The sequence below is a fragment of the Myxococcus virescens genome, assembly GCF_900101905.1.
Taxonomy (GTDB): Bacteria; Myxococcota; Myxococcia; order Myxococcales; family Myxococcaceae; genus Myxococcus; species Myxococcus virescens.
The window spans coordinates 1-25,265 of the sequence record NZ_FNAJ01000001.1 but is presented as its reverse complement, the minus strand read 5'-3'; the positions used below and the strand labels follow the sequence as shown (position 1 = coordinate 25,265).

Genomic DNA, 25,265 nt, shown 5'->3' with positions numbered 1-25,265 from the left:
CGAATGAAGGTCGTCATCCTCGGGCTGTCCATCACCTCCAGCTGGGGTAACGGCCATGCGACCACCTATCGCGGGCTGGTGCGTGGGCTGGTGCGGCGCGGGCACGACGTGTGGTTCCTCGAACGGGACGTTCCTTGGTACGCCGCCAACCGGGACCTGCCGAACCCGCCGCACGGACGCACCGAGCTGTACGCCAGCCTGGACGACCTGGCCGAGCGCTTCACGACACACGTGCGTGAGGCGGACCTGGTCATGGTGGGTTCCTACGTCCCGCAGGGCGTGGAGGCAGGCGCGTGGGTGCAGCGGACCGCGCGGGGCGTCACCGCCTTCTATGACATCGACACGCCGGTGACGCTCGCGCGGCTGGCGCGAGGAGCCTGTGAGTACCTGCGGCCGGAGCTGGTGCCGGGCTACCGGCTCTACCTGTCCTTCACGGGCGGCCCCACGCTGGAGCGCATCGAACGGGAGCTGGGTTCCCCCGCCGCGCGGCCGCTCTACTGCAGCTGTGACCCGGAGCTGCACGTCCCGGCGCCGTGCGAGCCGCGCTGGGGGTTGGGCTACCTGGGGACCTACAGCGAGGACCGCCAGCCGGTGCTGGAGCGGCTGATGCTGGACGCCGCGCGGGCGTGGCCCGAGGGACGCTTCGCCGTGGCGGGCCCCCAGTATCCCGAAGGCCTCCGCTGGCCGGCGAACGTCACGCGCGTGGAGCACCTGGCGCCCCCGGAGCACCCGGCCTTCTACAACGCCCAGCGCTACACCCTGAACGTCACGCGCGCGGACATGGTGCGTGCGGGCCATTCGCCCAGCGTGCGTCTCTTCGAGGCCGCCGCCTGCGGCGTGCCCATCATCAGTGACGACTGGGCGGGCCTGGAGACCTTCTTCGAGCCGGGGAGGGAGCTCTTCGTCTCGCGCTCCGGCGCGGAGACCTTGCGCTACCTCCGGGAAGTCCCCGAGCGGGAGCGTCAGGCCATGGGGCAGCGAGCGCGGCGGCGCGTGCTGGCGGAGCACACCGCGGAGCACCGGGCGCGGACATTGGAGGACTACGTCCTGGAGGCGGAGCGAGGGGGCTAGCGAAGTCTGGGAGAGACAGCACCATGCGGATCGCCATCATCGGAACGGGGTATGTGGGGCTCGTAGCGGGGACCTGCTTCGCGGAGTCAGGGCATGACGTCACCTGCGTGGACCTGGACGCGCGGAAGGTGGAGGTGCTGCGGCGCGGGGAGATTCCGCTCTACGAGCCAGGGCTGGAGGAGCTGGTCCGGCGCAACGTCGCCGCACAGCGCCTCCGCTTCACCGAACACCTGCCGGAGGCGGTGTCGCCGGCCCAGGTGGTGTTCATCGCGGTGGGCACGCCCCAGTCCGAGCGGGGAGACGCCGACCTCCAGCACGTGCTCGTCGCCGCGGAACAGATTGGCCGGTCCCTGCGCCACTACACCGTCATCGTGAACAAGAGCACCGTTCCCGTCGGGACGTCGGACCGGGTGCGGTCCGCGGTGGCGCGCACGACCGACGTGGCCTTCGACGTCGTGTCCAACCCGGAGTTCCTCAAGGAAGGCGCCGCGCTGGACGACTTCCTCAAGCCGGACCGGGTCGTCATCGGCACCACGTCCGAGCGGGCCCGGAAGCTGATGGGTGACCTCTATGCCCCCTTCGTGCGGACGGAGAACCCCATCCTCTTCATGGACCCCCACTCCGCGGAGCTCACCAAGTACGCGGCCAACGCCATGCTGGCCACGCGCATCTCGTTCATGAATGACATGGCCCTGCTGTGCGAGCGCGTGGGCGCCAACGTGGACCTGGTGCGCAAGGGCATGGGCGCGGACCGTCGCATCGGCTATGCGTTCCTCTATCCGGGCATCGGCTATGGCGGCAGCTGCTTCCCCAAGGACGTGCGGGCGTTGATGTCCACCGCGCGTGAAGCGGGCCTGGAGCTGGACCTGCTGCGGGCCGTGGAGTCCACCAACACACGGCAGAAGCGCTGTCTGCTCGGCAAGGCGTTGAAGCTCTACGGCAGCCTCGCTGACCACACCTTCGCCGTGTGGGGCCTGGCCTTCAAGCCGAAGACGGATGACATGCGGGAGGCGCCCTCCGTGGAGCTCATCGAAGGGTTGCTTGGCAAGGGCGCGCGCGTGCAATGCCATGACCCGGTGGCCAGCCCGGTGGCCCGGCAGTACTTCGGTGACCGGGTGGCGTACGCGCCCACCTGCTACGAGGCCGCCGAGGGCGCGGATGGCATCTTCCTCGTCACGGAATGGAACGAGTTTCGCCGCCCGGACCTCAAGCGGCTCCGGGCATTGATGCGCCGCCCCATCATCTTCGACGGGCGCAACGTGCTCGACCCGCGGCTCGCCCGGAGCGAGGGCTTCACCTACATCGGCATCGGGCGCGACTGACGCACGGCTCCAAGTAGCTCTGGCGGGCTTGGGGTGCTATCCCCGCGCATCGCCCCGATGAGCACCGACGCCCCGATTGTCGCCGCACCCCCCGATGCTTTTCAAAAGCGTCTCGATGGACTGCTCATCGTGGCGCTCGTCGTCTGGGGATTGGCCCAACTGGCGCCTCACCTGGCGCATCCGGCCATCTACATCTGGGACGAGGCGATGCACCAGGCCGCCGCGCGCGGCACGCACGACACCTTCTTCACGCCGCACATCTACAAGGACCCGGTCTTCCCCGCGGACCCGCGCCATTGGTGGGCCGCGCACGTGTGGATGCACAAGCCCACGGGGCCCTTCTGGTTCGGCGCGCTGATGATGCACGTGGTGGGCGTGACGCCGCTGGCGTTGCGGCTGGCCTCGCTCCTGGGGCACCTGGCCGCGGCGGTGTCCATCTATCTCATCGCGCGCAGGCCCGCCGGGCGCTTCTGGGCCGTGCTGGGGGCGGCGGGCTTCCTCGCCATGCCCTTTGGCTGGCAGCTCGTCCAGGGGCGCATCTTCGGCGATGTGACGGATTGCACCCTGACGGGCTGCAACGCCATCGCGGTGGCGCTCCTGTTCCACGCCACGCGCCAGGACTCCTGGCGGTGGGGGCTGGCGGCAGGGGCGGCCGTGGGGCTGGGCTTCCTTTGCAAGACGGGGCTCGCGCTGACGCCCCTGGGCATCGCGGCGACGCTGTGGGCGCTCAGCCGGCTGCGCTTCTGTCCGGGGCCGAGGTTCAGCACGGTGGTGGCCATGGTGGGCATGGCCGTGCTCCTGGCCGCGCCATGGAGCTTCTACTCCGCATGGCGCTGGCCGGAGCTGCATGACTTGGAGGCGCGGGTGACGCGCGCCCACCTCTTCGCCGACCCGACAGTGGACGTGGGGCCCTGGCACCGGCCGGTGGATGCCCTCCTGAACGAGGTCAACACCCAGAGCCTGGCGCCGCTGCCCGCGGTGTTGCCGCTGCTCGCCTTCGTGTGGCTGCTGGTGCGCGCGGTGCGCCGGCGGGAACTGGAGGTGGTGGGGCTCGCGTTGTGGGTGGGGGCCACCTGGCTCGTGTTGTCACTGAGCGTGGTGAAGGTCCCCGCCATTGCCTGGGGGGCGGTGCCCGCCGTCCTGGCAGCGTTGGCCATCATGGGCGCGGATGCCAGACGCCACCCCGCGCTCGCGGCGGCGCTCCTGGCGGCGGTCTCCACGCCGTGGTTCGTCAAGCACCTGCCGGTGCTCGGCGATGTCCGCGCCGTGCTCCCCACGGTGCTGGTGCAGACGCGCGCCCGGCCCGGGCTCGCCGAGGGACTGGTCGTTGCCGCCGCGGCGGCGCTGCTCGCCGCGCTCGTGTGCTGGCGCCTGCCGCGGAAGCTGTCCTGGGCGCCCCAGGGGCTGGGGCTCCTGGCCTCGGGCGTGCTCGCGTGGCTGCTGGCCGTCACCTTCCCAGTGGCGAAGGCAGACTCCCAGGCCAGGCATCTGGATGACCTGTACGTCACCTACTCCCGCGAGGTGGGGCGCGCGCTCGACCGGCAGACGCCGGCGCGCAGTGTCCTCTTCCTCGCGCAGGACTCGGACGTGCCCAACTCCATGGAGTACCTGAGCCTCATGTTCTGGAGCAACCGCATGACGTACCGGCGGCCGCCCGACGTCGTGAGTGCTCGCAAGCACGGCTATCACCCGTACCTCGTCTCGCCGCTCGCGGAGCGCTACGCCCCCGTCCCCGGTGTGCCTCCGGATGCCGCGCTGCGCGCCTATGACCTGGAGGCACCCCGGTCCGAACCCGCGCCACTCCCTGATGGGGTCATGCCGTTGGCCTTCCGTGACAAGGACATGGAGGTGCTGGGCGTCGCGGCGGGCCACGCGGGTGGGGGCCGTGACCGGTATGCCTTCTACGTCCGCGCCCATGGCGTGCTTCGCGCGCTGCGCGTCGTCTTCCACGGACCGGGCGGAAGCGTGGAGCGCATGCTGGAGCCCGGCGCCGCGCTGCGACAGCCCGCCACGCTGCGGCGCGCCAGCTGGTTCATCGTGCCCGTGCTGGGGCCTCCCCGCGCCGGCGTGACGCATCTGGAGCTGGGCGCCAACGGCCAGCGGGTGACGTTCTCCCACCCGGGTGCCTGAGGAAAAAGCGTTGTAATGCCCCGTGGGGCCAATGCCTGTCGGGTGCAGGGAACTTCACTGCCGAGGCATCTCGCGGGACATGGGAAGCGTTCGCCCAGGTCAGCAGGGCGTGCGGACGGTCGCGGGTGAGGCAATTACCCTCCTCGCGGAGCCCTGATGTTGCTTCTGGTCCACCGTCGCGATCCCCACTGTGGGACGCGTTTTTCCATCATGCGAGAGGAAGGGCGTAACACCTACCTCCCATGGGGAATCCTTGTGTCAGGGGCTTGTCGCCCCGCGTCTTCCCAGACGTGGCACAAACGGTGAAATCCGCCGCGTCCGAGCCTGGTGCTCATGAACGAGGTCGGAACCATGCGGATGAAGCAGAAGCAGCAGTGGGTTGCCGCGGTTTGTGCGGTGGTGGTGGGCGGAAGCGGAGTCGCGAATGCCCACGACCTGATTTGCGAAAAGAAGGTCAATGGTCAGTCGGTGGTGGTCGCGGACGATTATCCCTACACCGCGAACTACAGCTTCAAGGTCACCAACGTCCACCCGACGTTGCCGTCCATCTTGTTGACGGCGACCGATGACGTGCTGTCGAGCGAGGGCTTCACGTTCTCTCCGCCGCCGCCGGTGAGCATTCCTGTCAATGGCTCGCTGACGTCGAACTTCGCGCTGCAAATCGGCAGCTACGACGAGTGCGTGACCATTGCCGCGCAGGATGGCGTGGCGGACAACCACATCGACAACACGTTCAGGGTGACGTTCGACCTGGGCTCGGCCATGTGCTCGGCGCGCCTGACGTGCGAGCGGGAAGAGCCGCCTCCCGTCGAGTGCACCGGCCCGACGCGGACGCTCGGTTTCTACAAGAACCGCATCCTGACGGTCACGCAGTGCCTGGCGCAGGGGCCCATCAACCTGGGTGCCATCGGGACCATCACCACACTGCCCGAAGCGGAAGGCATCCTGTGGGGCGACCCGGCCATGTACCCGGCGGGAGGGATGCGCAGCCAGCTGGACCGGCTCCGCTTCCTGCTCGCGCGCCAGACGCTGGTGGGCATCTGCAACCAGCGCCTGTTCGGCGCGACGCCCGACCCGACGACGCTCCTCACGGATGCGGTTGCCGCCCTGAACACCACCCAGTGTGATGTCATCTCGGGCCTCATCGACCCCGTGGACGCCTTCAACAACGGTTGCGACTCGCTCCCGCTCCCGACCGGCTTCATCCCCGGTCCGTCGACGCCCCAGGCCGCGGAGGCGATCGCCGTCGACCCGACCTCCAACTCCGGCCAGAGCTGCTCGCCCTGAGCCGTTCCCAACTCAATCCAAGACACCCTTCAAATCTCAAGGAAAGACACGCCATGAAGAAAATCATGTTGTCCACGTGTGTTTGCGCGGCCCTCGCCCTGACGGCCTGCGGTGGGGGCAGTGAGCGGCTCGACTCCGTCCAGGGCGAGCCGCCCGCTCCGTCCGGTCCGGTCCAGACGGAGGACGGGCAGCGCTTCGAGCTGCGGCTCCGCGGCTCGGCGGCGGAAGGCTACGACAAGCTGGAGCTCCCCATCGGTGCTGTTCGCGTCACCGCGGATGGGGCCCCGCTCAAGGTGGAGTTGGCGAAAGACAGCGTGGATGTGGCCCAGGCCGACCACGCGCACCTGGTGGCCTACTTCTACGTGCCGGAAGGCGTGGAGCGCGTCCGCGTGACGCTCCAACTGGAGGGGCTCGGCGGCTATGCCCGGGCGGAGGGCGCCGGCTTCGTCGACGCCAGCGTCGCTCCGGTGACCTTCGAGGCGCCTGTGCACGAGCTGGCGCTGCGTGGCCGCGCGGTGGTGCAGCTCGACGTGGCTCGCTCCATCATGGACATGGGGAGCCACCGCCTGCTGCTCCCGAACGGCGTGGTCAACTACTGAGTCACGACACCCCACCCAGTCACCCCACCTGCCGAATCGCTTGACTGGCCGCGTCTCACGCCACAGATGAAGTGGCATGAGACGCGACAGTCGGCTCTCCGTCGCCTTGCATGTCCTCCTTCACATGGAGGACATGGTCACCTCTGGAGCACACCCATGGCTGACATCACGCATCGAACCGTGAAGGCGAATGGCATCAACCTGCACATCGCGGAGGCGGGTTCAGGGCCGCTCGTGGTGCTCCTGCACGGTTGGCCGGAGTCCTGGTACTCGTGGCGCCATCAGCTTCCGGCGTTGGCGGAGGCGGGGTACCACGTGGTGGCTCCAGACGTCCGTGGCTACGGCCAGAGCGACAAGCCGGAGGCCATCGAGGCGTACAGCATGAAGCAACTGGTGGGTGATGTGGTTGGCCTGCTGGATGCGCTGGGGGAGAAGACGGCCGTCGTCATCGGCCACGACTGGGGCTCGGCGATCGCCTGGAACTGCGCCGCCCTGCATCCCGACCGCTTCCGCGCGGTGGTGGGAATGAGCGTTCCCCATCTGGGCCGCGCGCCCATGCCGCCGATTCAATTGTTCCAGCGCATGTTCGGCGAGAAGTGGTTCTACATCCTCTACTTCCAGGAGCCCGGCGTGGCCGAGGCCGAGTTCGAGGCGGACGTCCCGAGAACGGTCCGGGCGATTCTCACGGGCACCCCCGGCTTCGATGTGACGAATCCCGTCGTGCTGGCGAAGAAGAAGGGGGAAGGCTTCCTCGCGAGGCTCGACGTACCTGAGACCTTGCCCAACTGGCTGACCGAGGCGGACGTCGCGTACTTCGCGAAGGAGCTCGCCGGCAGTGGATTCCGGGGCGGGCTCAATCGCTACCGCAACATGGACCGGGACTGGCACGAACTGCCTGAGCTGGCGACGGCGGTCATCTCGCAGCCGGCCCTCTATCTCGTCGGAGAGAAGGACCCGGTGCGTGCCTTCTCGCCCGTTGACCCGATGAAGGCCCTGGTGCCGAACCTGGCCGACATCCACGTCGTTCCCGGCGCGGGGCATTGGGTTCAGCAGGAGCGCTCCGCCGAGGTGAATGCCGCGCTGCTGACCTTCCTGAAGAAGCTGCCGGCCTGAGCCGCGCGCCCTCCGAAGGTGTGCTGCTTGGAGGGCGGCGCGACTGTGCTGCAATCCCTCTCATCCCGTGGCGGCGTGAGCGGGATGAAGTATAGGTGAGCGTCGACACGACGGAGGTCGCGCTCATGGTGATTCCAGGGAAGTGCCACTGCGGGAACCTGTCCTTCACGCTCGTCTGGGAGCCGAGTCCGGACGAGATTCCCGCACGGGCCTGTGGTTGTTCGTTCTGCGTCAAGCACGTGGGGGTCTGGACGTCTCATCCAGGGGGGACACTCAAAATCTCGGTCCAGGAGCCGGCACAGGTCTCCCGGTATGTCTTCGGCACGCGGACCGCGGAGTTCCACTCCTGTGGCCGGTGCGGCGTCGTTCCCGTGGTGACCAGCCTCATCGACGGCCAGCTCTACGCGGTCGTCAATGTCAACGCGTTCGAGGGTATCGACCCGGCGCGGATTCGCCGCAGCTCGGGCAGCTTCGACGACGAGGATGCCGCGACGCGGCTTGCGCGCCGGAAGCGCAACTGGATTGCCAACGTGGAGATGCTGGAGTCGCCGCGTCCCTGAGCGCCACAGCCGGGCGGCCGGGATATGGTGCCGCCCATGCGCAGCGCGTCTGGCAGTGCGACGAAATTCCTCGCGGCGGTGGGTGTCGCGGGGGCGGTGGGATACCTCCTCGCGCTGGACGTGGCCCGTGCGGACGTCCGGGTGGCCGCGAAGGCGCTGCCCATGCTCTGTTTGCTCCTGTGGCAGTGGCCGCCGCTCGGACGCTACGGGCGATGGATATTCGCCGGCCTGGCGCTGTCGCTGCTGGGAGACGTGCTGCTGGACGTGGGGCCAGGGCTGTTCCTCCCGGGCCTGGGGGCCTTCCTGCTGGCGCACGTGAGCTACGTCGCCGCGTATGTCACGGTGTCGCGCCAGCCGCGGTGGGGCAGGGCGCTGCCCTTCGTGTTCCTGGCGGTGGGGGCCAGCGCCTTTCTCTGGCCCCACCTGGGCGAGATGGCGCTCCCGGTGACGGCCTACGTCGCCGTCATCTGTGCGATGACATGGCGTGCGTGGGCCATGCTGGGGAGCCCGGGGCTTTCGCGTCGCGCGCAGGGGTTCGCGCTCGCGGGGGCGCTGCTGTTCGCCGTCAGTGACGGACTGCTGGCGCTCAAGCTCTTCGTACGCCCGCTGCCGGGCTCCGGCTACGCCATCATGCTGTGTTACTGGGCCGCGCAGTGGTGCATCGCCGTCTCCGCGCGCGAGCCCCGCCAGTCTGACGCGCCGCGAACCCTTCAGGCCGAAGGGGTGGGTTCCAGCGCCTGACGTGCGCGTTGGTACACCTCGAGGTCGCTGTCGCTGAACAGCACCACGGTGACGCGCTGGAGGGTCGGCATGCGTTGCAGCGCGGCCAGAATCTCGCGCAAGGCGATTCGAGCCGCCCGCTCGATGGGGTACCCATAGGCGCCCGTGGAGATGGACGGGAAGGCGATGGTGCCAAGGCCGTGCTGTTCCATCAGGGAGAAGGCCCGCCGGTAGCAGCGCGCGAGCACCGTCTCCTCGCCGTTGCTTCCTCCTTGCCACACGGGCCCCACGGCGTGGATGACATGCTTGGCGGGGAGGGCATGGCCTCCGGTGATGCGCGCTTCTCCTGGAGGGCAACGTCCCAGGGTCCGGCATTCGGCCAGAAGGCCGCGCCCCGCCGCTCGGTGGATGGCCCCGTCGACGCCTCCGCCTCCCAACAGTGTGGAGTTGGCTGCGTTCACAATCGCATCGGCTTGGACCTGGGTGATGTCTCCCCGCATCAGCACCAATCGCTCATCGCTCATGTCATCCCCTCTTCCTGCTTCAATTCCTGGCGCATGTTCCGTGTCGAGTCCGCGGGACGTCGGTCTATCCTGCGCCCATGTCCAACCCACTCCGAGACACGCTCCTGGGACAACTCGACGTCGCCTGGGCACTCACCCTCTATCACCTGGAGGGATTGACCACGGAGGACTGCCTGCGCCGTCCCGCGTCCGTGGGTCTCCATGTCCAGCAGGGCCCGGATGGAAAGTGGCATGTCGAGTGGCCCGAGCACGAAGGTTACGACCTGGGGCCCGCGAGTGTGGCCTGGCTCACGTGGCACCTGGGGTTTTGGTGGTCCATGGTTCACAACCACTCGTTCGGGGATGCCACCCTGACGCGGGAGCAGGTGGAGTGGCCGGGTACCGCGGACGCCGTGCGCGACTTGATTTCGCGGCGGTACACGGAGTGGCGCGCCGCCATCGAGCAACTCAGCGACGAGGACCTCCGCTCCACGGAGCGCACGCGTTGGCCGCTGCAAGGCAAGCCCTTCGGTGACATCGTGGCCTGGGTCAACCTGGAGTTGATGAAGAACGCGGCGGAGATTGGCTACGCGCGCTTCGTCCTGGCCGTTGCGCCCCGGCCGCCAGGGTAACGCGCCGCATGGTGCGCGGAGGCACACACCCCTGAATCGCGGGCGCCCGTTACGGCTTCTGGGCGTCCACGACCTCGACGTTGCGGAAGTTCTCGCAGGGTTGCTTGAGGCCCAGCACGTACTTCATCGAGCTCAGCTCTAGCTTCAGCTTGGCCCAGAGCTTGCGCGGGAGGCTCGGGCGCACGGGCTCAGGCGCCGCGAGGACGAACGCGTTCAGGTCCAGGTAGTGCGTCGCCGTGCGCCCCATGCCCTCGAAGTCGTGCTCCAGCCCCTGGGTGAGCTGGCGGAGCTCCGGCGCGAGCCCCTGGTGCACGGCGTCGGTCATCAGGACGTACTCCGTGACGGGGACGTCGTTCTTCAGCATCCGGTGCACCAGGATGACGTCCACGCCCGCCAGCTCGGTGAGGTGCTTCACGCGTTGGAAGGCGACCTCACCGGCGTGGGCCACGAACTTGAGCGTCAGGGAGCTGACCTGCATGCAGCCGTCGCACTTGCACATGCGGTCGGCGATGAACTGCTCTCGCCGTGAAACGAAGGCGCGGCGGATGTCCGCGACCTTCCGGGCGAAGCCGGGAAAATCGTCGCCCACGGCGTAGAAGAACGCCGCGTCTCCTTCGAGCTTGGCGAGCTTGAGCGGGCCCGAGGCGTCAATGACGGCCTCGAGCAGCTGCGCCACCGTCTCCTGCGCGTGCGCGAGGCTGAAGCGGTGGTGACTCATGAAGCGGGTGTAACCGCCGATATCCGCGATGAGCAGAAGCGCCTTCTCGATCGCCATGCGGCGGCCACCCTAACACAGTGTCCGGAAGTTGACGCGAACAAGATGCTGAAGCCCGTCCATCCGGAGCGGCTCGCGCGGACGCTGGCGCGGCTGACGGTTCGGGAGCGGGGAATGCCCGAGCCCACGCCCTGCCCGACTCCAGGACGGGGCGGGTGTCGTGTTCCCATCGTTCGCTTCAGCAAAGCGGGTTTCTGGCAGGGGGAGTGCCAGGAATTGCCATTCAATTCCATCTCGCGCTCGCTCATCTAGACCGAATGGGTGCATGAGGGCTTCTCCGCAGGACTCTGCGGGCGTGTGTCTTTACTTGTCGCACGTGCAATCGCATGACCACAGGGGGCCGGTCGATGAACGCCAGTTCGGAATCGACCCCGCCACCATCCTTGAACGCCTGGGCGCCTTCGCCGAGTCCATCCGCCAGGGCTACCCCGACGCAAACGATGACCGGGAGATGGGCCGGCGGATGTGCCGCCCGCCGGAGAGTTGTTCACGGAGGAGGAGCGGACGTTCATGCGTCACCTGGTGGATTCACGGGTCCAGTTCGCGCGCCCGGACCCGTGGCCCAGGTGAGCTGGGAGGGGCACACGGAGACGCATGACAGGCTGCTGAGGCTGGATGTCTCACCGCAGGGGGCGGACTTCGAGCGCGCCACCTCGTCCGCGGCCACCGCGTGCAGCAACACGCGGCGGGAGCGCTGCCCATCGTCAGGGGTGTGACAGACCCAGTGGTGTGTCGCATCACACCGCCGGGCTGCTTCATGTCGCCGTCGTCACTTCGGCCCGCGGCTCCAATGACAAGTCATCAACGTTCCGTCCCGTTCCAAAGTGTGGCGGAGATGTAATGAAACAGGCATGTCGCAAAGCGTGAGCGTCTCCGAAAGCGGTCGCGCTTCAACCGGGCGGGGGCTGGTAGATGGGGAAGATCGTGTGTTACTGTTTTTTAAGCGTGAGGCGATTAGTCGCACTTTGCCGCTTCGCGTCTTCCCTAGATACCCGAGGTCTCCATGATGTCAGTGAAGGTCATGCGGCGGTGGTCGACAGTTGGCGCGATGTCGTTGCTGGTCGGTTGCGGTCCGGAGATGGTCGAGGAGCAGGCGGAGTCCGCGGCGCCGGCGACCATCGAGCAGGACATCGTCGGTGGCACCACCACGACCATCAATGAGAATCCGTGGCAGGTGTCCCTGCGGTACGGCGGCCACTGGTGCGGTGGCTCCATCCTCAACAAGGATTGGATTCTGACCGCCGCGCACTGTGTGGATGGTTACGCCGTCAGCAGCATCGTGGCGGGCTCCACCTCGAGCACGAACACGAGCACGGGCCAGACGCGCAACGTGGCGCAGACCATCATTCATGAAGATTACGGCGCTTCCGGCAACGACGTTGCCTTGCTCCGTCTGGCCACGTCGCTGGACCTCAATGGCACCACCGTCGCGGCCATTCCCCGCATCTCGGCGGCGGATGCCGCGAGCGGCGCCACCGACCCGGCCGTGGTCGCGCGCGTGACGGGCTGGGGTGCGACCTCCTCCGGTGGTTCGGGGTCCGCCACCCTGCGCACGGTGGACGTCAACCTGATTTCGAACACGGAGGCGCAGCAGAGCTACCCCAATGAGTACATTGGCCCGGATCAGATTGGCGCCAAGGCGCCGGGCAAGGACTCGTGCCAGGGCGACAGCGGTGGTCCGCTCACCGTCAATCACAATGGCACCCGCAAGCTCGCGGGCGTCGTGAGCTGGGGCTACGGCTGCGCCGACGCGCGCTACCCGGGCATGTACGCGCGCGTGTCGCACTTCGAGAGCTGGATCGACTCCAAGCTCAGTGGGACGACCCCGCCGCCCGGCACCACGCTGCTTGCCCAGACGAACCTGTCCGGCTCGTCCAGCACCTGGAAGCACTTCGCCATCACGGTCCCCAGCGGCACGACGTCGCTCAAGGTGACGCAGTCGGGGGGCTCGGGTGACGCGGACCTCTATGTGCGCAGCGGCTCGCAGCCCACCACCAGCGCCTACAACTGCCGGCCCTATCTGTCCGGCAACGAGGAGACCTGCAACTTCTCCAACCCCCAGGCTGGCACCTGGTACGTGTCCGTGCGCGGCTATTCGTCCTACTCGGGCGTGTCCGTGACGGCCACGATTCCGTAATCACGCGCAGGCTCGCTGGTGACGTCCCGTTGAAACCCCCAGGCCCCATGGATGGGCCTGGGGTGCTTCAAGGCGGGCTCACTCCGACCAGTGCTGCTCCGACAGGATGCGGTATCCGGTCACCGTGTCGACGTAGAACTTGACCTGGATGCCGCCCCACGGGCCCTTCCCGTAGCTGATGAAGCAGCCCTTGAAGGTGCGCCCGGCGGTGCGCGCCTGCAGCTCCGCCAGACCGTCGGTGTGGAGCGGCTCCGGCAGCGGCTCGTTGCGGTCCGCGTAGCCGACCGTGCTCTCAATCTCGTTGTAGACCTCGGTGCCCGTGGCCAGATCGGGGCGGACCGTCCAGACCTGACCCGCGGGGAAGAGGCTGGGGTCGATGCCGAAGCACTGCGCGCTCTCAAACTCGCTGTTGCCGTGGGCGCCGTCAATCACGTCCTGGATGTCGAAGTCCTGGCTCAGGCGGGACGTCCACAGGCTCTCCTCCTGCGCGTTGAGCACGGCGATGAGCGCCGTCAGGGCGTAGCCCTGCGTGGCCGCGTTGCGGAGGTTGCGCAGGCTGACCGTGCCGATGCCAGTCACCTCGGAGATGGCCTGCGCCGACGTGAAGGGCCGCAGGTTGAGGAGGTTCGTCGCGCCGTTCCACGCGTACGGCAGGACGGCGTACAACGCGCTGCTGTCGATGGTGTTCACCAGGTTGACCAAGGCCGCCGCGTCATCGGTGGAGAGCGCGAGCTCGTCCAGGATGCCGGCGCAGGTGCTGGTGATGTAGCCCAGCGCGCGGGCGCCACCCTCGATTTGAGTCAGGCGCACCGGACCGACACCCCGGACACCGGACACCTGCGCCAACGTGGAGAAGGGCGCCGTCGCGCGGTAGCCGACGAGGTTCTGGGCGACGTCACTGGGGAGGTAGGCGTCCAGCGTGGACAGGGACGCCGTGTTGACGAAGGTGAGCAGGCCCTGACACTCCGGGGCCACGTCCACGTCCGTGGTGGTGAGCGGCGCGTCCTGGTGCTCCGTGGACGAAGAAGACGACTCGGACTCGGAGCCGGTGGGACCACATCCGACCATCAGGCTCGCGGAAAGAAGGGCTGGAACAAGACGACGCATCGAGGATTCCTCCTGGGGGTACGGCGGGGGAGGAGGCTCCATACACCAGACCCCTGACTCGCCCTGCATCCTGGGATTGCGGGCTGCTGACTTCGCTCATGGGCCGGGTTATGCCGCGTCCACCAGCCTGCTCGAAATGTCACGGTGCTGGAGAGAGGCGACACGCGTGTCGAACCGGTCCGAAGAAGTCGAGCGATTCATGCAGGAGCTCGAACATGCCCGGAAGGACGAAGTCGAAAGCCTGCGCACCGCCATCCTGGCCGCCCATCCAGGCATCGCGGAGCGCATCAAGTGGAACGCGCCAAGCTTCTGCTTCAAGGGCGATGACCGGGTGACATTCAAGCTGAAGCCCAAGGACTGCGTTCAGCTCATCTTCCACCGGGGCGCGAAGGTGAAGGCGACGCAAGGCTTCTCCTTCGAGGACACCAGCGGCCTGCTTCAGTGGGCAGCCCCGGACCGCGCCATCGTCACGCTTCGCGACCTGGCGGAGGTGAAGGCGAAGAAGAAGGCGCTGTGCCAGGTCGTGGTCCAGTGGATGGAAGCGACCTCGCAGTGAGCGCTCGGGTGTGGGGGCGTGGTCGGATGGGGTGTTCCCGTACATCACGCACGAGCCCCAGCCGGCGCAGCCCTCGGATGGCCCACCACCCCAGGTCCAGCTCGTGCGCCTTCTGGCCCATGCGCGCGGAGCCTGGGAAGGCGTGGTGGTTGTTGTGGAAGCCCTCGCCGAACGACAGCACGCCGAGCACCCAGATGTTCGTACCGCTCTCCGCCGCGCCCGGCAGGGCGTAGCGCCGCTCTCCCCAGACATGGGCCGCGTAGCCCACGGCCCAGTGTCCGAGGATGCCGGCGGCCGTGCGGGCACAAACGCAGAGGGCCACGGCCTCGGGGCCCAGCACCGCGAGCACCACCCCCGCCAGCCCGAGCACGTGGAGCGGCCACGTTCGCTCCAGGAAGCGGAGCCACGGGTCCGTCAATACGTCTGGCGGAAGCCGCGCCAGGGCCTGGTCATCCGCGGGCTCGAAGCGCAGGTGCAGGTTCCAGCCGAAGTCGCGGGCCATCGAGTGCTCATAGGCGAAGTAGGGCGGACAGTCGGGGCGGTTCTGCCAGTAGTCGCGCACCGCGTGCAGGCGTGCCCACGACAGGGGGCCGCCGAGTCCGCTCAGCACGAACAGGTACGCGAGCACGCCGCGGGTGAGAGGGCCCGCCTCGTAGGTGCGGTGGATGACGCCGCGATGCAGGCCCACCGAGTGTCCCAGGCAGAGCGTCGCGAAGGTGAGCAGGAGCGACACCGCCACCGTGGTGGGCGTCGCCGCCGCGAGCCCCACGGTGACACCGGGGATGAGCATGCCCCAGAGCCACAGCGTCCGCGCCGCATCGAAGCGCAAGCGGCCCACCTCGGGAGGCACCACGGATGCGGTGCTCGCGCGCGGCCCGCCTGCGCCTTTCCCGTTCAGGGAGACCTCGGGATGTCCCAGCGTCGCGGTATTCATCGCGTCACCTCTTCCGCCTGGGCACGCGCCGGTTCGCCGAAGAGCGCCTGCCGGCAGAGGGCGTCCGCGCCCAGGACCATGCTTCCGGCACCGGGCAGCCGGAGCAGGAGCGCTGCAGGGGGCAGCAGGCCCGCCAGCATCGACACCAGGCCCTCGGTGGCGCGCTGACGTGGGCTCTTGTCGAGCAGCCACCACAGCACCACGGCCAGGTGCGCGACGTAGAGCAGCCGGCCCAGTGCATGGGCCACCGTGGCGTTGCTCGGGACATCCGTGGCGCCCGCAACGGCGTCTTCAAAGACCGCCTGGACCCGTTGCCGGGAGAACGCCGTCTGCGGCGCGAACAGGCCGTCCTCTTCTCCGCCCACGAGCACGGGAATCAGCGCCTTGAGCACCTCGTGGTGCGGCCCGAGCACGCCAAGGCTGGCCCGGAGCGCGAACAGGAAGCGCTCCCGCCAGGCGCCGGCGGGCAACGCCTCGGCGCGCGCCGCATACGCCGAGGACAACTCGTCGTACATCGCCAGGACGATGGCGCGCTTGCTGGGAAAGTACCGGTACAGCAGGCCAACGCTCACCCCCGCCTCCTTGGCGATGTCCCGCAGATGGGTGGCCTCGTAGCCCCGCGCGGAGATGAACCCCAGCGCGGTTGCATACAGCCGTTGGCGCGTCTCGTGGCCCTGCTCCGTCCGACCCCGGGGGCGTCCCCGCTTGGGCCCGCCCGTCGTTCCTGCCTTGTTCCGCGTCGCCATGGCCTCCCCCTCTTTTAGGTGAACCTGTTCACTGAAATGATGCCCGGGGCGAAGGGCGGGCGCAAGCGAATCGTGAAGCTGCCTGTCGCCGACCATGGCGGCTGGGTCGCTCGCATCACGCACGCCGCCCCCTCTTCCGTCGTCAACGCGCTGGTGGGGCCATGGAGGTCGGTGGCCACGAAGCCGGGGGGACGACACGGACGACGATTCCGTCGTCGCGCAGCTCATGGGTGAACCCGACAATCAGCGCATTCAGCGCCGTCTTCGGAGGGGGCTTGTGGGCGGGTGAAGGTGCGCCCCGTGCCCCACGCCCGCGCCATCTCGCATTCTTGGGTGGAGGGAATCCGGAATGCCGCCTCGTCAGAGATTGAGGCCCTGAGAGGCGCTGATGTCATTTCATGCTCCAGTCGCGAAGTCGCAGCGGACTGGATGCTTCTGCACGGAGTCTGTCTGTCTTGTCTGATTTGAAATGACGCAGGGGTGGCGCGGGAACGTCAGGAACTTCGATTCGGTCCAATGAACAGGAGGCCGGTGGCTCGCGGCCTTCTTGTCTGGATTGAGCCTGGGAGGATTCCATGAAGAATGGCCATGGACGTTGGTTTGCGTGGATTGCCGGCGTGGTGCTGCTGGTGGGATGCGGACCCGCCGACGGAGAGGCAACGCAGCCGGGCGAACCGGTCGAGGAGGAATCCACCCCGCCAGGGATTCCCGCCGAGTATCTCGGTGAGGGCGAAGTCGAGAGTGCCGCCATCTGTTGCAACGTCAAATGCAGCGGGACCTGGTACGGCCCCTTTCCCTCCATCAAGTACGACCTGTGCGCGAAGTACGGCAGGTACTACTGCCCGCAGAAGAAGCTCACCTACCAAGGGCACGCCTGGCGGAGCTGCTAGCCATTGGCGGTATGCAAGGACACGTGAGGGCTGAAGCCATGAGAAATCAAATGAAGAGCATGTTGCCGCTGTGGATGGGGGCGCTGTTGGCCATGGGCTGTGGTGGTCCGCTGCCCGAGGAGTCGCAGGAGCCGCAGGAGTCCATCGCCATTCCAGAGCAGTACCTGGAGCAGGAGGACCCCAGCGCCGAGGATGGAACGGTCAGCGCCCTCAGGGCCTGCTGCTACATCCGGTGCTCCGATAGAGTCTGGAGAGGTCCCTATCCCAATGTCGTGTATGGCAACTGCCGCAATCACGGAAAGTACCAGTGCGCGAAGCGGGGGCTGGGCTACGCGGGGGCGGATTGGAAGGACTGCTAGCGCGTAGGTCGCGGGGCCTCTCTCCAGTCCAGCAGAGAGGGGAGAGAGGCTTCCGCGGGTTCCGGATGCTCAGGGCATGTGGAGCTTCAGGACATACAAGAAGTCCCGCTCGGTGCGGCCCCGTCCCAGGACGAGCCCGTCCTTCAGGATGAGAATCTCTTCCATCGCATCCTGGAAGCGGGCCCGGGGTGTGGTGTCCTGTTGCAAGTGGAAGGTGACAGGGCCTTCGCCCAGCGTCTCCCAGTAGCGCCGGGACACGAAGTCTTCCGTGGTGACGCTTCCAGCGAGCTCCGTGCGCAGTTCGCCCGTGGCGAGGTCGAAGACGCGTGTGTGCATGTCATCGGCCAGCGTGACGAGCACCTCGCCGCTCATCGCGACGGAGAAGGGCAGGGACGGGTGGGAAAGCTCATGCAGGCGTGCGCCTGTCCGCACATCGAAGACCCGCACGCATTCATCCATGCTGCAGGCCGCCACGCGCGTGCCGTCAGCGGAGAGTCCCAGGGCGATGATGGGCTCCTGGCTCACCGTCAGGACCTGCTGGGCGCCGGTGGGGAGCGTGATGAGCGCGAGCTCTCCCGACGCCCGGCCCACGGCGATGACGGGCGCGCTGGCCGCCGCCGCATAGGTGGGGGTGGGCTCGACCACCGCTTCGGTGTTGACGATGACCTTGCCGCCCCGGACCTCGTGGACGTACACGCGTTCGCGGGCCGTATGTCCCGACACGACGCAGGAGCCATCCGGCGTGAAGTCCACCCAGGTGACGGGACCTCCAGGTCCGCGCAGCCTGTGCAGCAAGGCGCCGTCCGCCACGCGCCAGAGGTGGACGGCGCCCTCTTCGATGGCGGCAGCCAGCAGCTTCCCGTCGGGAGAGAAGGCAATCGGAAGTTTGTTGACGAGGAGCGTCTGGGCCTTCGCGGCCTGTTCGCCAGGGGGCGCCAGCAGGGTTCGCACGGGGGCGAGGCTCCGCGCGTCGAGCAGCAGGATGCCCAGCCGGTAGCGCCGCTCGTGTGAGGACAGCTCGGGTTGGGCCAGCCATGCGCCGTCGGGACTGACCTGCCAGGTCTGCGCGTAGGCCGCCGGAGAGCCGGGAGGCAGTGCCGTGGCCTGCCCCCGTGAATCGATGACGCGCGTCTCCGAGTGCAGGCGTGTAATGCCCCATGCCCCTTCGGCATGTCCCCACAGGTCCATGACGCGGTCCTGTTCGGCCAGCAGGGTCGGGCTGGGGTCCGCATCCAGGTCGCGGACATGCGTGCGCCCATTCGCCGCGGTCAGCACGAAACGCTTGCCGGACGGAAGGAAGGCGGCGCCGCGCTCACGGCCGTCGGAGGGGTAGGGATGCACCCGGAGCACCTCTCCGTTCCTCGCGTCGAGCAGCTCCACCCGGTTGAAGGCGAGGGCGCCCAGCCGTGTGCCTTCGAGCCAGGCGACCTGGGAATAGGGACCCTGGCCCAGCGCTCCGGGCACGCGCGTCCAGCCCGCCGTCTCCACTCGGATGAGGCCGTCCATGGAGGTCAGCACGAGCCAATCGCCATCCGGGCTGAAGGCCACGGACGCGACGGAGGTGGTGCTGTGGATGCGAGCGGTCTGCGCGCCCGTCTCCAGGTCCCAGATGCGCACCGTGTCGTCCGACGCGCCTGAAGCCAGCCACCGGCCGGAGGGATGGAAGGCGACCGTCAACACGGACTGCTCGTGCCCTTCGAGCGTGCGCACCTCCCGGCCCGAGGCCACGTCGAACAGCCGCACCCGCCACCCGAGGTTCGCCACGGCGAGCCAGCGGCCGTCCGGGCTGAAGGCCACCGACGTCACCTGTCCCTCCTGGCGCGTCATGGCGTGGAGGAGCGCGCCCGTCTCGACGTCCCAGATGCGCGCGTCGTGGTCGCGTGAGCCGGACGCCAGCCGCGTCCCGTCCGGGCTCCACGCGACACTGCGCACCTCGCCCTCGTGCCCCGCCAGCTGGCGGATGAGCGTCCCGGTGGTCACGTCCCAGATGCGGACGTTCCGCTCGTCCTCCCAGGAGCCCGTGGCGAGCCAGTCGCCCGATGGGCTGAAGGCCGCGCACAGCACCTGGGCGCCGTGCCGCAGGACCAGGTCGTTGCCTTCCAGCGCCTCGGGCAGGGGCCGCAGGGATTCGACCCAGGATGCGCCCTCCCGCGCGGTCCACTGCCCCCGCCAGTGCTCCGCGAGCTTCCACAGGTGCGCTTCCGCGTGGCGCCAGGGCCCCGCGTCCGTGGGCGCGAAGTGCGCAGCCGTGTCTGGGGCGTCGAACCAGCGCAGGCGGTTGTAGAGGCATTGGAAGAGTGTTTCGGGGTGCGCCCGGAGCAACGCCGCGTCGAGCGCGAGCGCGCGCCGGAGCACCTGCAAGGTCCTGGGGCCGACCGACAGGCCTTCGCTCTTGAGGATGCGTGTGTCCGGGGGCGTCCCGGCGAGCACCTCGTCGAAGGTGGCCAGGAGCGCATCCAGGCCACGCTCCGCCAGGAGCCCCTCGAGGGTGGAGAGTTCGGTCAGCGATTCGAGGGACGGAGAGGTGTGGGGCATTCGCGTCTCGGGTCGTTTGGGCCGACCCTACACCGTGTCAGGCGCCGCGTTCGGCAAGCCTCGCGAGTTGTTTCGTGACGGCGCCCCACCCGTCGCAGAAGCCCAGCTTCTCGTGCCTGGCCCGGTCGGCGTCGTCCTCGAGGTGCTGATGGCGGATGCCTTGGAGGAAGCCTCCGCGCTCGCTAAGAAGGCCGGGCCGCCAGGCCGGAGGCAGGCACAGGAGACCCCGAGAGCATGCCCCCCGAACGAATCAACCGCGGTGATGTGTTCTGGGTGGCGCCCGACGACTCACGGGGCCCGGTCCCCGGCTATTCGCACCCCCACGTGGTGGTCCAGGACGACGTCTTCAATCACTCGCGCATCACGACGGTGGTCGTGTGTGCGCTGACGTCGAACCTGCACCGGGCCAGCGAGCCGGGGAACGTGCTGCTCGAAGTGGGAGAGGGAAACCTCCCCAAGCAGAGCGTCGTCGTCGTGTCGCAGGTGTCCTCGGTCGACAAGGCGCGTCTGGGAGAGCGAATCGGGGCGCTGTCGGACGCGCGGGTGGACCAGATTCTTGCCGGCCTGCGCTTCCAGCAGGTGTCGTTCTTCACGAGGCCGTGAAACCCCTCGTGATTTCGAGGGGTTCTGCCGTTTCTCGAAAAAGAAGCGCCTGTCGTGAAGGGATTTCTTCCTCGCGCCTCTGAGCTGGCGGAAGGAGGAGGGATGACCTCGAAGAGTTGCGATGGGTATCAGCTCGCGCTCGAGATGAGCCGCCACGGTGCTCTCGACGTGCGGGAGAAAGAGGAAGCGGAGCAGCATGCCGCGACGTGTCCGGAGTGCCAGCGGGCCCTGGCACTTTCGGCGGAGCTGGACCAGGTGCTTGGCGGCGTGAGCATTCAGGCGCCGCGCTACGCGGAAGTCTCGAAGGCGCTCGCGAAGGACCGCTTCTGGCTGAAGTACGGCCCGTGGGCCGCGCTCGGGTCCTTCGTGGGGCAGGGCGTGTTCCTGGGCCCTCTGTTCGCACCGGAGGCGCCCCTGCGGTTGTGGGCCATTGTCTCGGCGGTCGGAGTGCTCTTCGCTGGCGGGCTCGCCTTGACCCTGCGCGGCCTTCAGCGGCGTGCCATCGAAGCGGCCAGTGTCGGCGTGGACGCGTGGATGGCGCAGCGGCGGGCACGCATCGACACGGAGCTCAAGGACCTGGCCACCCTCCTGTGGCTCTTCCCGGCGATGACGGTCGCGATGGCGGGGACCGCGTTTCTGATGCGCGACAAGGGGCTCCCGGGAGTCGTCGCCCTGCTGTTTGCCGCGGGAGTGAACCTGGGCATGACCGTCTATCTCGCTCGGACGCGCAGGCCGCGACTGCTGCGCGAGCGCGCCGAACTCGAGGTCGCGCCGTGACGCCGCGCGCGCCATTGGATGAAGAGGCCCTCCGGGCCGCCGTGGTGTCGGGCGACGCCGCCGCGCGAGAGGATGCCATGCGCCACCTGTATGAGGCGCTCAGCGGGAAGCTGTACGTGCTCTGCCATGGAATCACCCGGGACCCGAGTGACGCCCAGGACGCCGTCCAGGAGACGTTCCTCTCGATTCAGCGGGCCCTGCCGCAGTTCCGGGGGGATGCGCAGCTGTCGACGTGGGCGTATCGCATCGCGGTGCGGGCCGCCGTGGCCGCGAAGACGCGGCGCGAGCGTCACCGTGGCGACGCGGTCGACATCGAGATGGCGGACCCTCGGGCGGGTATCGAGGAGACCTTCGAGACGCGGGAGCGGAGGCGCAGACTCGAGGTGGCGATGAAGACACTCTCGCTGGAGCACCGCACCGTGCTGTCGCTCTTCGCCGTGGAAGGCCTGTCACACGCCCAGATTGCCAGCGTCCTCGGGATTCCCGAGGGCACCGCGTGGTCGCGCTTGCACCTGGCTCGCAAGCGGCTGGCGGCGGCGCTCGAATCCACCGCCCCATAGCCTGGGGCGCCCCATCCACGTTGTCGTTCAACCCCGCGGTCTCATGGCCGCGGAAAGGAGACGGTCATGTCCAATGTCTATCTGGAGCAGGCGTCGCGCGGGCGGAATCAGCCATGGCGGTATGTGCTGACAGCAGTCCTGATCGGGCTGGCCGTCGTGCTCTTCAACGTGCCGTATTCGGCGTTCCTGTTCCTGGTGGCGAGCCGCTCGGGGGACGCGGACTTCCGGTTCGACCCGGTGGCGGGCGTCGTGGAGGGAGTGCCGTTTCCGGCGTTCGCGGTGGGCATGCTGTCGTTCGCGGTGGTCATCGCTGCGCTGGCGCTCGGTGTCCGCGCCGTGCACAAGAGGCCCTTCTCGAGTCTTCTGGGGCAGGAGGGGGGCTTCCGCGTCCGTCCCTTCCTGAAGGCGGCGGCCGGTGCGTTTGGTGTGCTCAGCGTGGCAGCGGGTGTGAATGTCCTGATGGACCGCGAGTCCTTCACCCTGAACTTCGACGCGTCGCGCTTCTTCGTGGCCCTGGGGCTCGTGCTGGTCCTCACGCCCATCCAAGCCGCGGCGGAAGAGCTGCTCTACCGTGGGTGGCTCATGCAGGGCGTCTACCGGCTCCTGCCTCGGCCGTGGGTGGCCGTGGCGGTGAGCAGCCTGCTGTTCTGGGCCGCGCATCTGCCCAACCCCGAGGCTTCGGGAACGCCGGGGTGGTCGGCGGCCTACTACCTCACGGTGGGCATCCTCCTGGCCTGGGTGACGCTCCGGACAGGACGGCTGGAGGCGGCCATGGGACTCCACGCGGGCATGAACCTGTGTGCCTTTCTCGTCACGGCTCCAGCGACGGTCATGTTCCGGCCCGCCAGCCTCTTCATCGACGTCCAGCCGAATTCCATGCGTGACGTTGCTTTCATTGCCTTGCTGGCGGTGGGGACCGTCCTGATGGTCCGCCGTGGCGATGACAGGCCATTCACGGAGCGGCTGTCTGCGCAATAGCCTGTCTGGCTTTCCATGGGGCTGAGGTGTAGGCTGCTCTGATGAAAATGAACTCCCGAGGATACCTGGCGTCGCTCGCCGTCATGACCTTGAGCAGCGTGGCCTGCGGTGATTTCGACCCTGAAGAGGCCGTGACGATATCGCAGGGGGTCTATGGGATGATCTCCTATGTCAATGACGTGTGTTCTTCTGAGTGTGAGCGCGAGCCGCGGTCGATGACCTTGCTGGTCAAGTCCCTGCCCCAGGACCTGGACGTGGCTTCCGTGACATCGAACGAGGATGGCTTCTACGAAGCCGCGCTGGCCCTGGGGGACTATCGAATCTGCACGACGTTCGGGCGTTGCACGGACTTCTCGGTGGGCATCAATGAAGTGGTTCGCTTCGACTACGAGATGTCGGTGGGGCGGGGGTGGTCGAGGTAGCAGCCCGCGGCGCCCCGCGGAATGGGGCGGTGGCTGGGTGGCCCACGGCGACATCCTGAGCAGCGCGCAGCCGAGGGCCGGCGGCGGCGGGGCCCTTCCGGCTGGACCCTCGGCGTCAGCCATGATTCATGAGGGGCTTCGGTCTCGCGCTCCAGCGCCTGCCGTCGCCCATGCACTCCGCCGCCGAGCCGACAGTCCCCCGCTTCTGGCCGTTCATGTTCACCCTGTTTGTCGGGTCGTTCATGTCGGTGCTGAGCTCCAGCACGATCACCATCGCCATTCCCGAACTCCAGCGGCACTTCGGGGCGGAGCTGTCCTCCGTGCAGTGGACCCTGACGGGCTTCATGCTCGCCATGGGAACGAGCGCCCCGCTCACCGGCTATCTGGGCGGACGCTTCAGCTTCAAGTGGGTGTACGTGGCCAGCCTGGTGGGCTTCCTCGTGGCCTCCGTGCTGTGTGGGGTGTCCTGGGATACGCGCGCGCTGGTGGCCTTCCGGTTCGTCCAGGGCGCGTTCTGTGGCGCCATCATGCCGGTGACGATGACGCTCATCTACCAGCTGCTGCCGCGTGAACGGCAGGCGCTGGCCGCGAGCCTCTGGACGCTGTCCTCGATGCTCGCTCCCGCCTTCGGGCCCACGCTGGCGGGCTGGCTGATGACGCTGGGCAACTGGCGGTGGTTGTTCTTCATGAACGTGCCGCTGGGCCTCGCCGCCGTGGCGATGGCGGTGCGGACCGTTCCCTACTACCGCCTGGAGGTCCCGAAGGCGTTCGACTTCCCCGGGCTGCTCACCGTCATCACCGGAACGCTGGCGCTGCTGATCGCCTTGAGTCAGGGGCGGGCCTGGGGATGGACGGATGCGAAGACCGTGTCGCTGGCCGTGCTGGGGACGGTGTCACTCGTCTCCTTCGTCGTCCGGCAATTGAAGACGCATGCGCCGCTGCTGGACCTGCGGGTGCTGGCCAACGGCCGCTACGTGGTGACGTTGCTCATCTCGAGCATCATCACCATCAGCCTCTATTCGGGCGCGTTCCTCATCCCGTTGTTCCTTCAGGAAATCCAGGGCGTGACGCCGCTGAAGACGGGGTTGATTCTGCTCCCGGCCTCCCTTGCCATGGCGCTCCTGATGCCCCTGGTCGGGCGCATGTACGGCACGCTCGGGCCGAGCACGCTCATGACGGCGGGCGTCCTGTTGATTGCGGGCGGCACGTACGCCTTGAGCCGCCTGACGCCGGACGTCTCCCACACCTACGTGCTGATGTGGATGCTGGTCCGGAACGTGGGCATCTCGCTCTCCATCATGCCGGCCAGCAACGCGGGCATGGAGCAGCTCTCCCGGGAGCTGAGTGGCCACGCCTCGTCCATCAGCAACTGGCTGCGAAACGTGTTCGGGGCCTTCTCGATTGCCATCTTCACGTCGCTCCTCTCCACCTTCGCGGCCCGGGAGGCGCAGGTGCTCGCGCGGGAGGGGGTGACGGAGCGTCGTGACATCGAGCTGCTCTCATTCGTGATGGGCATCAACCAGGTGTACCTGGTGGCGACTGTCATCGCCCTGGTGGCCGTGCCCTTGAGCCTGATGGTCCGCAAGCACGTGAGCGGACTGGAAGCATCCCGGGGCGCCCGCTAGCAGGCTGTTGAGAAACCCCTCCGAGGGATCGACACCCCGCCGCGTGACGTGGTGTCCTCCGCTCATCGGAGGCAGTGATGCGCGGACGGCCCAAGCAACAGACGACACTGTTCAGCCTGCGGACGCCGGGAGACCGGGTGCCCGCAGGCCATCCGCTGCGCAGGGTGAAGGACATGGCGGACGCCGCGCTGGCGGCGCTCTCGCCGACGTTCGATGAGATGTACAGCGGCACCGGGCGGCCGAGCATTCCGCCGGAGCATTTGCTGAAGTCCTGTCTCCTGATGGCGTTCTACTCGGTGCGAAGCGAGCGGCTCTTCTGCGAGC

General features: G+C 68.0%; 26 protein-coding genes. 20 read left to right on the top strand and 6 right to left on the bottom strand.

Annotated features, from left to right (window positions below; genetic code table 11):
• Positions 1 to 3: 3 nt before the first annotated feature.
• The 8 genes from BLU09_RS00130 to BLU09_RS00100 all read left to right on the top strand — a co-directional run bounded on the left by BLU09_RS00130 (position 4) and on the right by BLU09_RS00100 (position 8,823).
• Entirely contained in the window at positions 4 to 1,071 is a 1,068-nt protein-coding gene (locus tag BLU09_RS00130) for a CgeB family protein (RefSeq protein ID WP_090484136.1), read from the top strand.
• 23 nt (positions 1,072 to 1,094) lie between these two features.
• A complete protein-coding gene (locus BLU09_RS00125; RefSeq protein ID WP_090484134.1) occupies positions 1,095 to 2,393 on the top strand; it encodes a UDP-glucose dehydrogenase family protein in 1,299 nt (432 codons plus the stop codon).
• A 57-nt stretch (positions 2,394 to 2,450) separates the two neighbouring features.
• Entirely contained in the window at positions 2,451 to 4,523 is a 2,073-nt protein-coding gene (locus tag BLU09_RS00120) for an ArnT family glycosyltransferase (RefSeq protein ID WP_090484132.1), read from the top strand.
• A gap of 327 nt (positions 4,524 to 4,850) precedes the next feature.
• Complete coding sequence (locus tag BLU09_RS00115; protein WP_090484130.1) at positions 4,851 to 5,810, top strand: hypothetical protein; 960 nt, start codon at positions 4,851 to 4,853, stop codon at positions 5,808 to 5,810.
• 53 nt (positions 5,811 to 5,863) lie between these two features.
• Positions 5,864 to 6,409 (top strand): hypothetical protein, encoded by a 546-nt coding sequence (locus BLU09_RS00110; protein WP_090484128.1) that lies wholly within the window; start codon positions 5,864 to 5,866, stop codon positions 6,407 to 6,409.
• Positions 6,410 to 6,565: 156 nt separating this feature from the next.
• On the top strand, positions 6,566 to 7,522 hold the full coding sequence (locus BLU09_RS00105; RefSeq protein ID WP_090484126.1) for an alpha/beta fold hydrolase: 957 nt from the start codon (positions 6,566 to 6,568) through the stop codon (positions 7,520 to 7,522).
• A gap of 95 nt (positions 7,523 to 7,617) precedes the next feature.
• Positions 7,618 to 8,082: a GFA family protein gene (locus tag BLU09_RS39130; RefSeq protein ID WP_244171313.1), complete on the top strand. Its 465-nt coding sequence runs from the start codon at positions 7,618 to 7,620 to the stop codon at positions 8,080 to 8,082.
• A 36-nt stretch (positions 8,083 to 8,118) separates the two neighbouring features.
• On the top strand, positions 8,119 to 8,823 hold the full coding sequence (locus BLU09_RS00100) for a lysoplasmalogenase (protein WP_244171312.1): 705 nt from the start codon (positions 8,119 to 8,121) through the stop codon (positions 8,821 to 8,823).
• On the opposite strand, the gene BLU09_RS00095 is transcribed toward BLU09_RS00100, so the two are convergent.
• Positions 8,793 to 9,326 (bottom strand): O-acetyl-ADP-ribose deacetylase, encoded by a 534-nt coding sequence (locus BLU09_RS00095; RefSeq protein WP_090484124.1) that lies wholly within the window; start codon positions 9,324 to 9,326, stop codon positions 8,793 to 8,795. The two genes, BLU09_RS00100 and BLU09_RS00095, sit on opposite strands and share 31 nt — an antisense overlap.
• 77 nt (positions 9,327 to 9,403) lie before the next feature.
• Between BLU09_RS00095 and BLU09_RS00090 the strand changes: the two genes are divergently transcribed.
• Entirely contained in the window at positions 9,404 to 9,937 is a 534-nt protein-coding gene (locus tag BLU09_RS00090; protein ID WP_090484122.1) for a DinB family protein, read from the top strand.
• Between the two features lie 49 nt (positions 9,938 to 9,986).
• Here BLU09_RS00090 and BLU09_RS00085 read toward each other — a convergent pair whose 3' ends face one another.
• Positions 9,987 to 10,712, bottom strand: a complete 726-nt coding sequence (locus BLU09_RS00085; protein WP_090484120.1) for a DUF2652 domain-containing protein — start codon at positions 10,710 to 10,712, stop codon at positions 9,987 to 9,989.
• A gap of 1,003 nt (positions 10,713 to 11,715) precedes the next feature.
• On the opposite strand from BLU09_RS00085, the gene BLU09_RS00075 reads away from it, so the two are divergent.
• A complete protein-coding gene (locus tag BLU09_RS00075; protein WP_090484118.1) occupies positions 11,716 to 12,849 on the top strand; it encodes a trypsin-like serine protease in 1,134 nt (377 codons plus the stop codon).
• A 78-nt stretch (positions 12,850 to 12,927) separates the two neighbouring features.
• Here BLU09_RS00075 and BLU09_RS00070 read toward each other — a convergent pair whose 3' ends face one another.
• Entirely contained in the window at positions 12,928 to 13,956 is a 1,029-nt protein-coding gene (locus tag BLU09_RS00070) for a helix-hairpin-helix domain-containing protein (protein WP_244171311.1), read from the bottom strand.
• Positions 13,957 to 14,122: 166 nt separating this feature from the next.
• Between BLU09_RS00070 and BLU09_RS00065 the strand changes: the two genes are divergently transcribed.
• Positions 14,123 to 14,512 carry a DUF1801 domain-containing protein gene (locus tag BLU09_RS00065; RefSeq protein ID WP_244171310.1) on the top strand — a complete coding sequence of 130 codons (390 nt, stop codon included), beginning with the start codon at positions 14,123 to 14,125 and terminating at the stop codon, positions 14,510 to 14,512.
• Here BLU09_RS00065 and BLU09_RS00060 read toward each other — a convergent pair.
• Entirely contained in the window at positions 14,424 to 15,446 is a 1,023-nt protein-coding gene (locus tag BLU09_RS00060) for an acyl-CoA desaturase (RefSeq protein ID WP_244171309.1), read from the bottom strand. The two genes, BLU09_RS00065 and BLU09_RS00060, sit on opposite strands and share 89 nt — an antisense overlap.
• Entirely contained in the window at positions 15,443 to 16,192 is a 750-nt protein-coding gene (locus BLU09_RS00055) for a TetR/AcrR family transcriptional regulator (RefSeq protein ID WP_090484112.1), read from the bottom strand. The genes BLU09_RS00060 and BLU09_RS00055 overlap by 4 nt, the downstream gene beginning before the upstream one ends.
• Positions 16,193 to 16,767: 575 nt before the next feature.
• Here BLU09_RS00055 and BLU09_RS00050 point away from each other — a divergent pair.
• A complete protein-coding gene (locus BLU09_RS00050; RefSeq protein ID WP_090484110.1) occupies positions 16,768 to 17,082 on the top strand; it encodes a hypothetical protein in 315 nt (104 codons plus the stop codon).
• A 50-nt stretch (positions 17,083 to 17,132) separates the two neighbouring features.
• Positions 17,133 to 17,441: a hypothetical protein gene (locus BLU09_RS00045; RefSeq protein WP_244171308.1), complete on the top strand. Its 309-nt coding sequence runs from the start codon at positions 17,133 to 17,135 to the stop codon at positions 17,439 to 17,441.
• A gap of 69 nt (positions 17,442 to 17,510) precedes the next feature.
• Here BLU09_RS00045 and BLU09_RS00040 read toward each other — a convergent pair whose 3' ends face one another.
• Positions 17,511 to 19,976 carry a WD40 repeat domain-containing protein gene (locus BLU09_RS00040; protein ID WP_090484106.1) on the bottom strand — a complete coding sequence of 822 codons (2,466 nt, stop codon included), beginning with the start codon at positions 19,974 to 19,976 and terminating at the stop codon, positions 17,511 to 17,513.
• Positions 19,977 to 20,210: 234 nt separating this feature from the next.
• On the opposite strand from BLU09_RS00040, the gene BLU09_RS00035 reads away from it, so the two are divergent.
• The 7 genes from BLU09_RS00035 to BLU09_RS00005 form a co-directional block, all read left to right on the top strand.
• Positions 20,211 to 20,579 carry a type II toxin-antitoxin system PemK/MazF family toxin gene (locus BLU09_RS00035; RefSeq protein WP_090484104.1) on the top strand — a complete coding sequence of 123 codons (369 nt, stop codon included), beginning with the start codon at positions 20,211 to 20,213 and terminating at the stop codon, positions 20,577 to 20,579.
• A 102-nt stretch (positions 20,580 to 20,681) separates the two neighbouring features.
• Positions 20,682 to 21,356 (top strand): hypothetical protein, encoded by a 675-nt coding sequence (locus BLU09_RS00030; RefSeq protein ID WP_090484102.1) that lies wholly within the window; start codon positions 20,682 to 20,684, stop codon positions 21,354 to 21,356.
• The gene (locus BLU09_RS00025; RefSeq protein ID WP_090484101.1) at positions 21,353 to 21,916 is read left to right on the top strand and encodes an RNA polymerase sigma factor; all 564 of its coding nucleotides are present in this window, start codon (positions 21,353 to 21,355) and stop codon (positions 21,914 to 21,916) included. Before BLU09_RS00030 ends, BLU09_RS00025 begins: the two co-directional genes overlap by 4 nt.
• Positions 21,917 to 21,982: 66 nt before the next feature.
• On the top strand, positions 21,983 to 22,894 hold the full coding sequence (locus tag BLU09_RS00020) for a CPBP family intramembrane glutamic endopeptidase (RefSeq protein WP_090484099.1): 912 nt from the start codon (positions 21,983 to 21,985) through the stop codon (positions 22,892 to 22,894).
• A gap of 47 nt (positions 22,895 to 22,941) precedes the next feature.
• Positions 22,942 to 23,316 (top strand): hypothetical protein, encoded by a 375-nt coding sequence (locus tag BLU09_RS00015; protein WP_244171307.1) that lies wholly within the window; start codon positions 22,942 to 22,944, stop codon positions 23,314 to 23,316.
• A gap of 128 nt (positions 23,317 to 23,444) precedes the next feature.
• Complete coding sequence (locus BLU09_RS00010) at positions 23,445 to 24,941, top strand: DHA2 family efflux MFS transporter permease subunit (protein WP_090484095.1); 1,497 nt, start codon at positions 23,445 to 23,447, stop codon at positions 24,939 to 24,941.
• 77 nt (positions 24,942 to 25,018) lie between these two features.
• On the top strand, positions 25,019 to 25,265 hold a 247-nt coding region (locus tag BLU09_RS00005), incomplete at its 3' end, for a transposase (protein WP_167370998.1).

Bases quoted from the DNA above. Each gene is read 5' to 3' on its own strand.
- BLU09_RS00100 (WP_244171312.1), top strand. From the start codon at position 8,119: ATGCGCAGCGCGTCTGGCAGTGCGACGAAATTCCTCGCGGCGGTGGGT.
- BLU09_RS00085 (WP_090484120.1), bottom strand. From the start codon at position 10,712: ATGGCGATCGAGAAGGCGCTTCTGCTCATCGCGGATATCGGCGGTTAC.
- BLU09_RS00125 (WP_090484134.1), top strand. From the start codon at position 1,095: ATGCGGATCGCCATCATCGGAACGGGGTATGTGGGGCTCGTAGCGGGG.
- BLU09_RS00050 (WP_090484110.1), top strand. From the start codon at position 16,768: ATGAAGAATGGCCATGGACGTTGGTTTGCGTGGATTGCCGGCGTGGTG.
- BLU09_RS00130 (WP_090484136.1), top strand. From the start codon at position 4: ATGAAGGTCGTCATCCTCGGGCTGTCCATCACCTCCAGCTGGGGTAAC.
- BLU09_RS00060 (WP_244171309.1), bottom strand. From the start codon at position 15,446: ATGAATACCGCGACGCTGGGACATCCCGAGGTCTCCCTGAACGGGAAA.
- BLU09_RS00070 (WP_244171311.1), bottom strand. From the start codon at position 13,956: ATGCGTCGTCTTGTTCCAGCCCTTCTTTCCGCGAGCCTGATGGTCGGA.
- BLU09_RS00110 (WP_090484128.1), top strand. From the start codon at position 5,864: ATGAAGAAAATCATGTTGTCCACGTGTGTTTGCGCGGCCCTCGCCCTG.
- BLU09_RS00020 (WP_090484099.1), top strand. From the start codon at position 21,983: ATGTCCAATGTCTATCTGGAGCAGGCGTCGCGCGGGCGGAATCAGCCA.
- BLU09_RS00055 (WP_090484112.1), bottom strand. From the start codon at position 16,192: ATGGCGACGCGGAACAAGGCAGGAACGACGGGCGGGCCCAAGCGGGGA.
- BLU09_RS00040 (WP_090484106.1), bottom strand. From the start codon at position 19,976: ATGCCCCACACCTCTCCGTCCCTCGAATCGCTGACCGAACTCTCCACC.
- BLU09_RS00015 (WP_244171307.1), top strand. From the start codon at position 22,942: ATGAACTCCCGAGGATACCTGGCGTCGCTCGCCGTCATGACCTTGAGC.
- BLU09_RS00090 (WP_090484122.1), top strand. From the start codon at position 9,404: ATGTCCAACCCACTCCGAGACACGCTCCTGGGACAACTCGACGTCGCC.
- BLU09_RS00045 (WP_244171308.1), top strand. From the start codon at position 17,133: ATGAAGAGCATGTTGCCGCTGTGGATGGGGGCGCTGTTGGCCATGGGC.
- BLU09_RS00120 (WP_090484132.1), top strand. From the start codon at position 2,451: ATGAGCACCGACGCCCCGATTGTCGCCGCACCCCCCGATGCTTTTCAA.
- BLU09_RS00030 (WP_090484102.1), top strand. From the start codon at position 20,682: ATGACCTCGAAGAGTTGCGATGGGTATCAGCTCGCGCTCGAGATGAGC.
- BLU09_RS00095 (WP_090484124.1), bottom strand. From the start codon at position 9,326: ATGAGCGATGAGCGATTGGTGCTGATGCGGGGAGACATCACCCAGGTC.
- BLU09_RS00035 (WP_090484104.1), top strand. From the start codon at position 20,211: ATGCCCCCCGAACGAATCAACCGCGGTGATGTGTTCTGGGTGGCGCCC.
- BLU09_RS00105 (WP_090484126.1), top strand. From the start codon at position 6,566: ATGGCTGACATCACGCATCGAACCGTGAAGGCGAATGGCATCAACCTG.
- BLU09_RS00075 (WP_090484118.1), top strand. From the start codon at position 11,716: ATGATGTCAGTGAAGGTCATGCGGCGGTGGTCGACAGTTGGCGCGATG.
- BLU09_RS00010 (WP_090484095.1), top strand. From the start codon at position 23,445: ATGAGGGGCTTCGGTCTCGCGCTCCAGCGCCTGCCGTCGCCCATGCAC.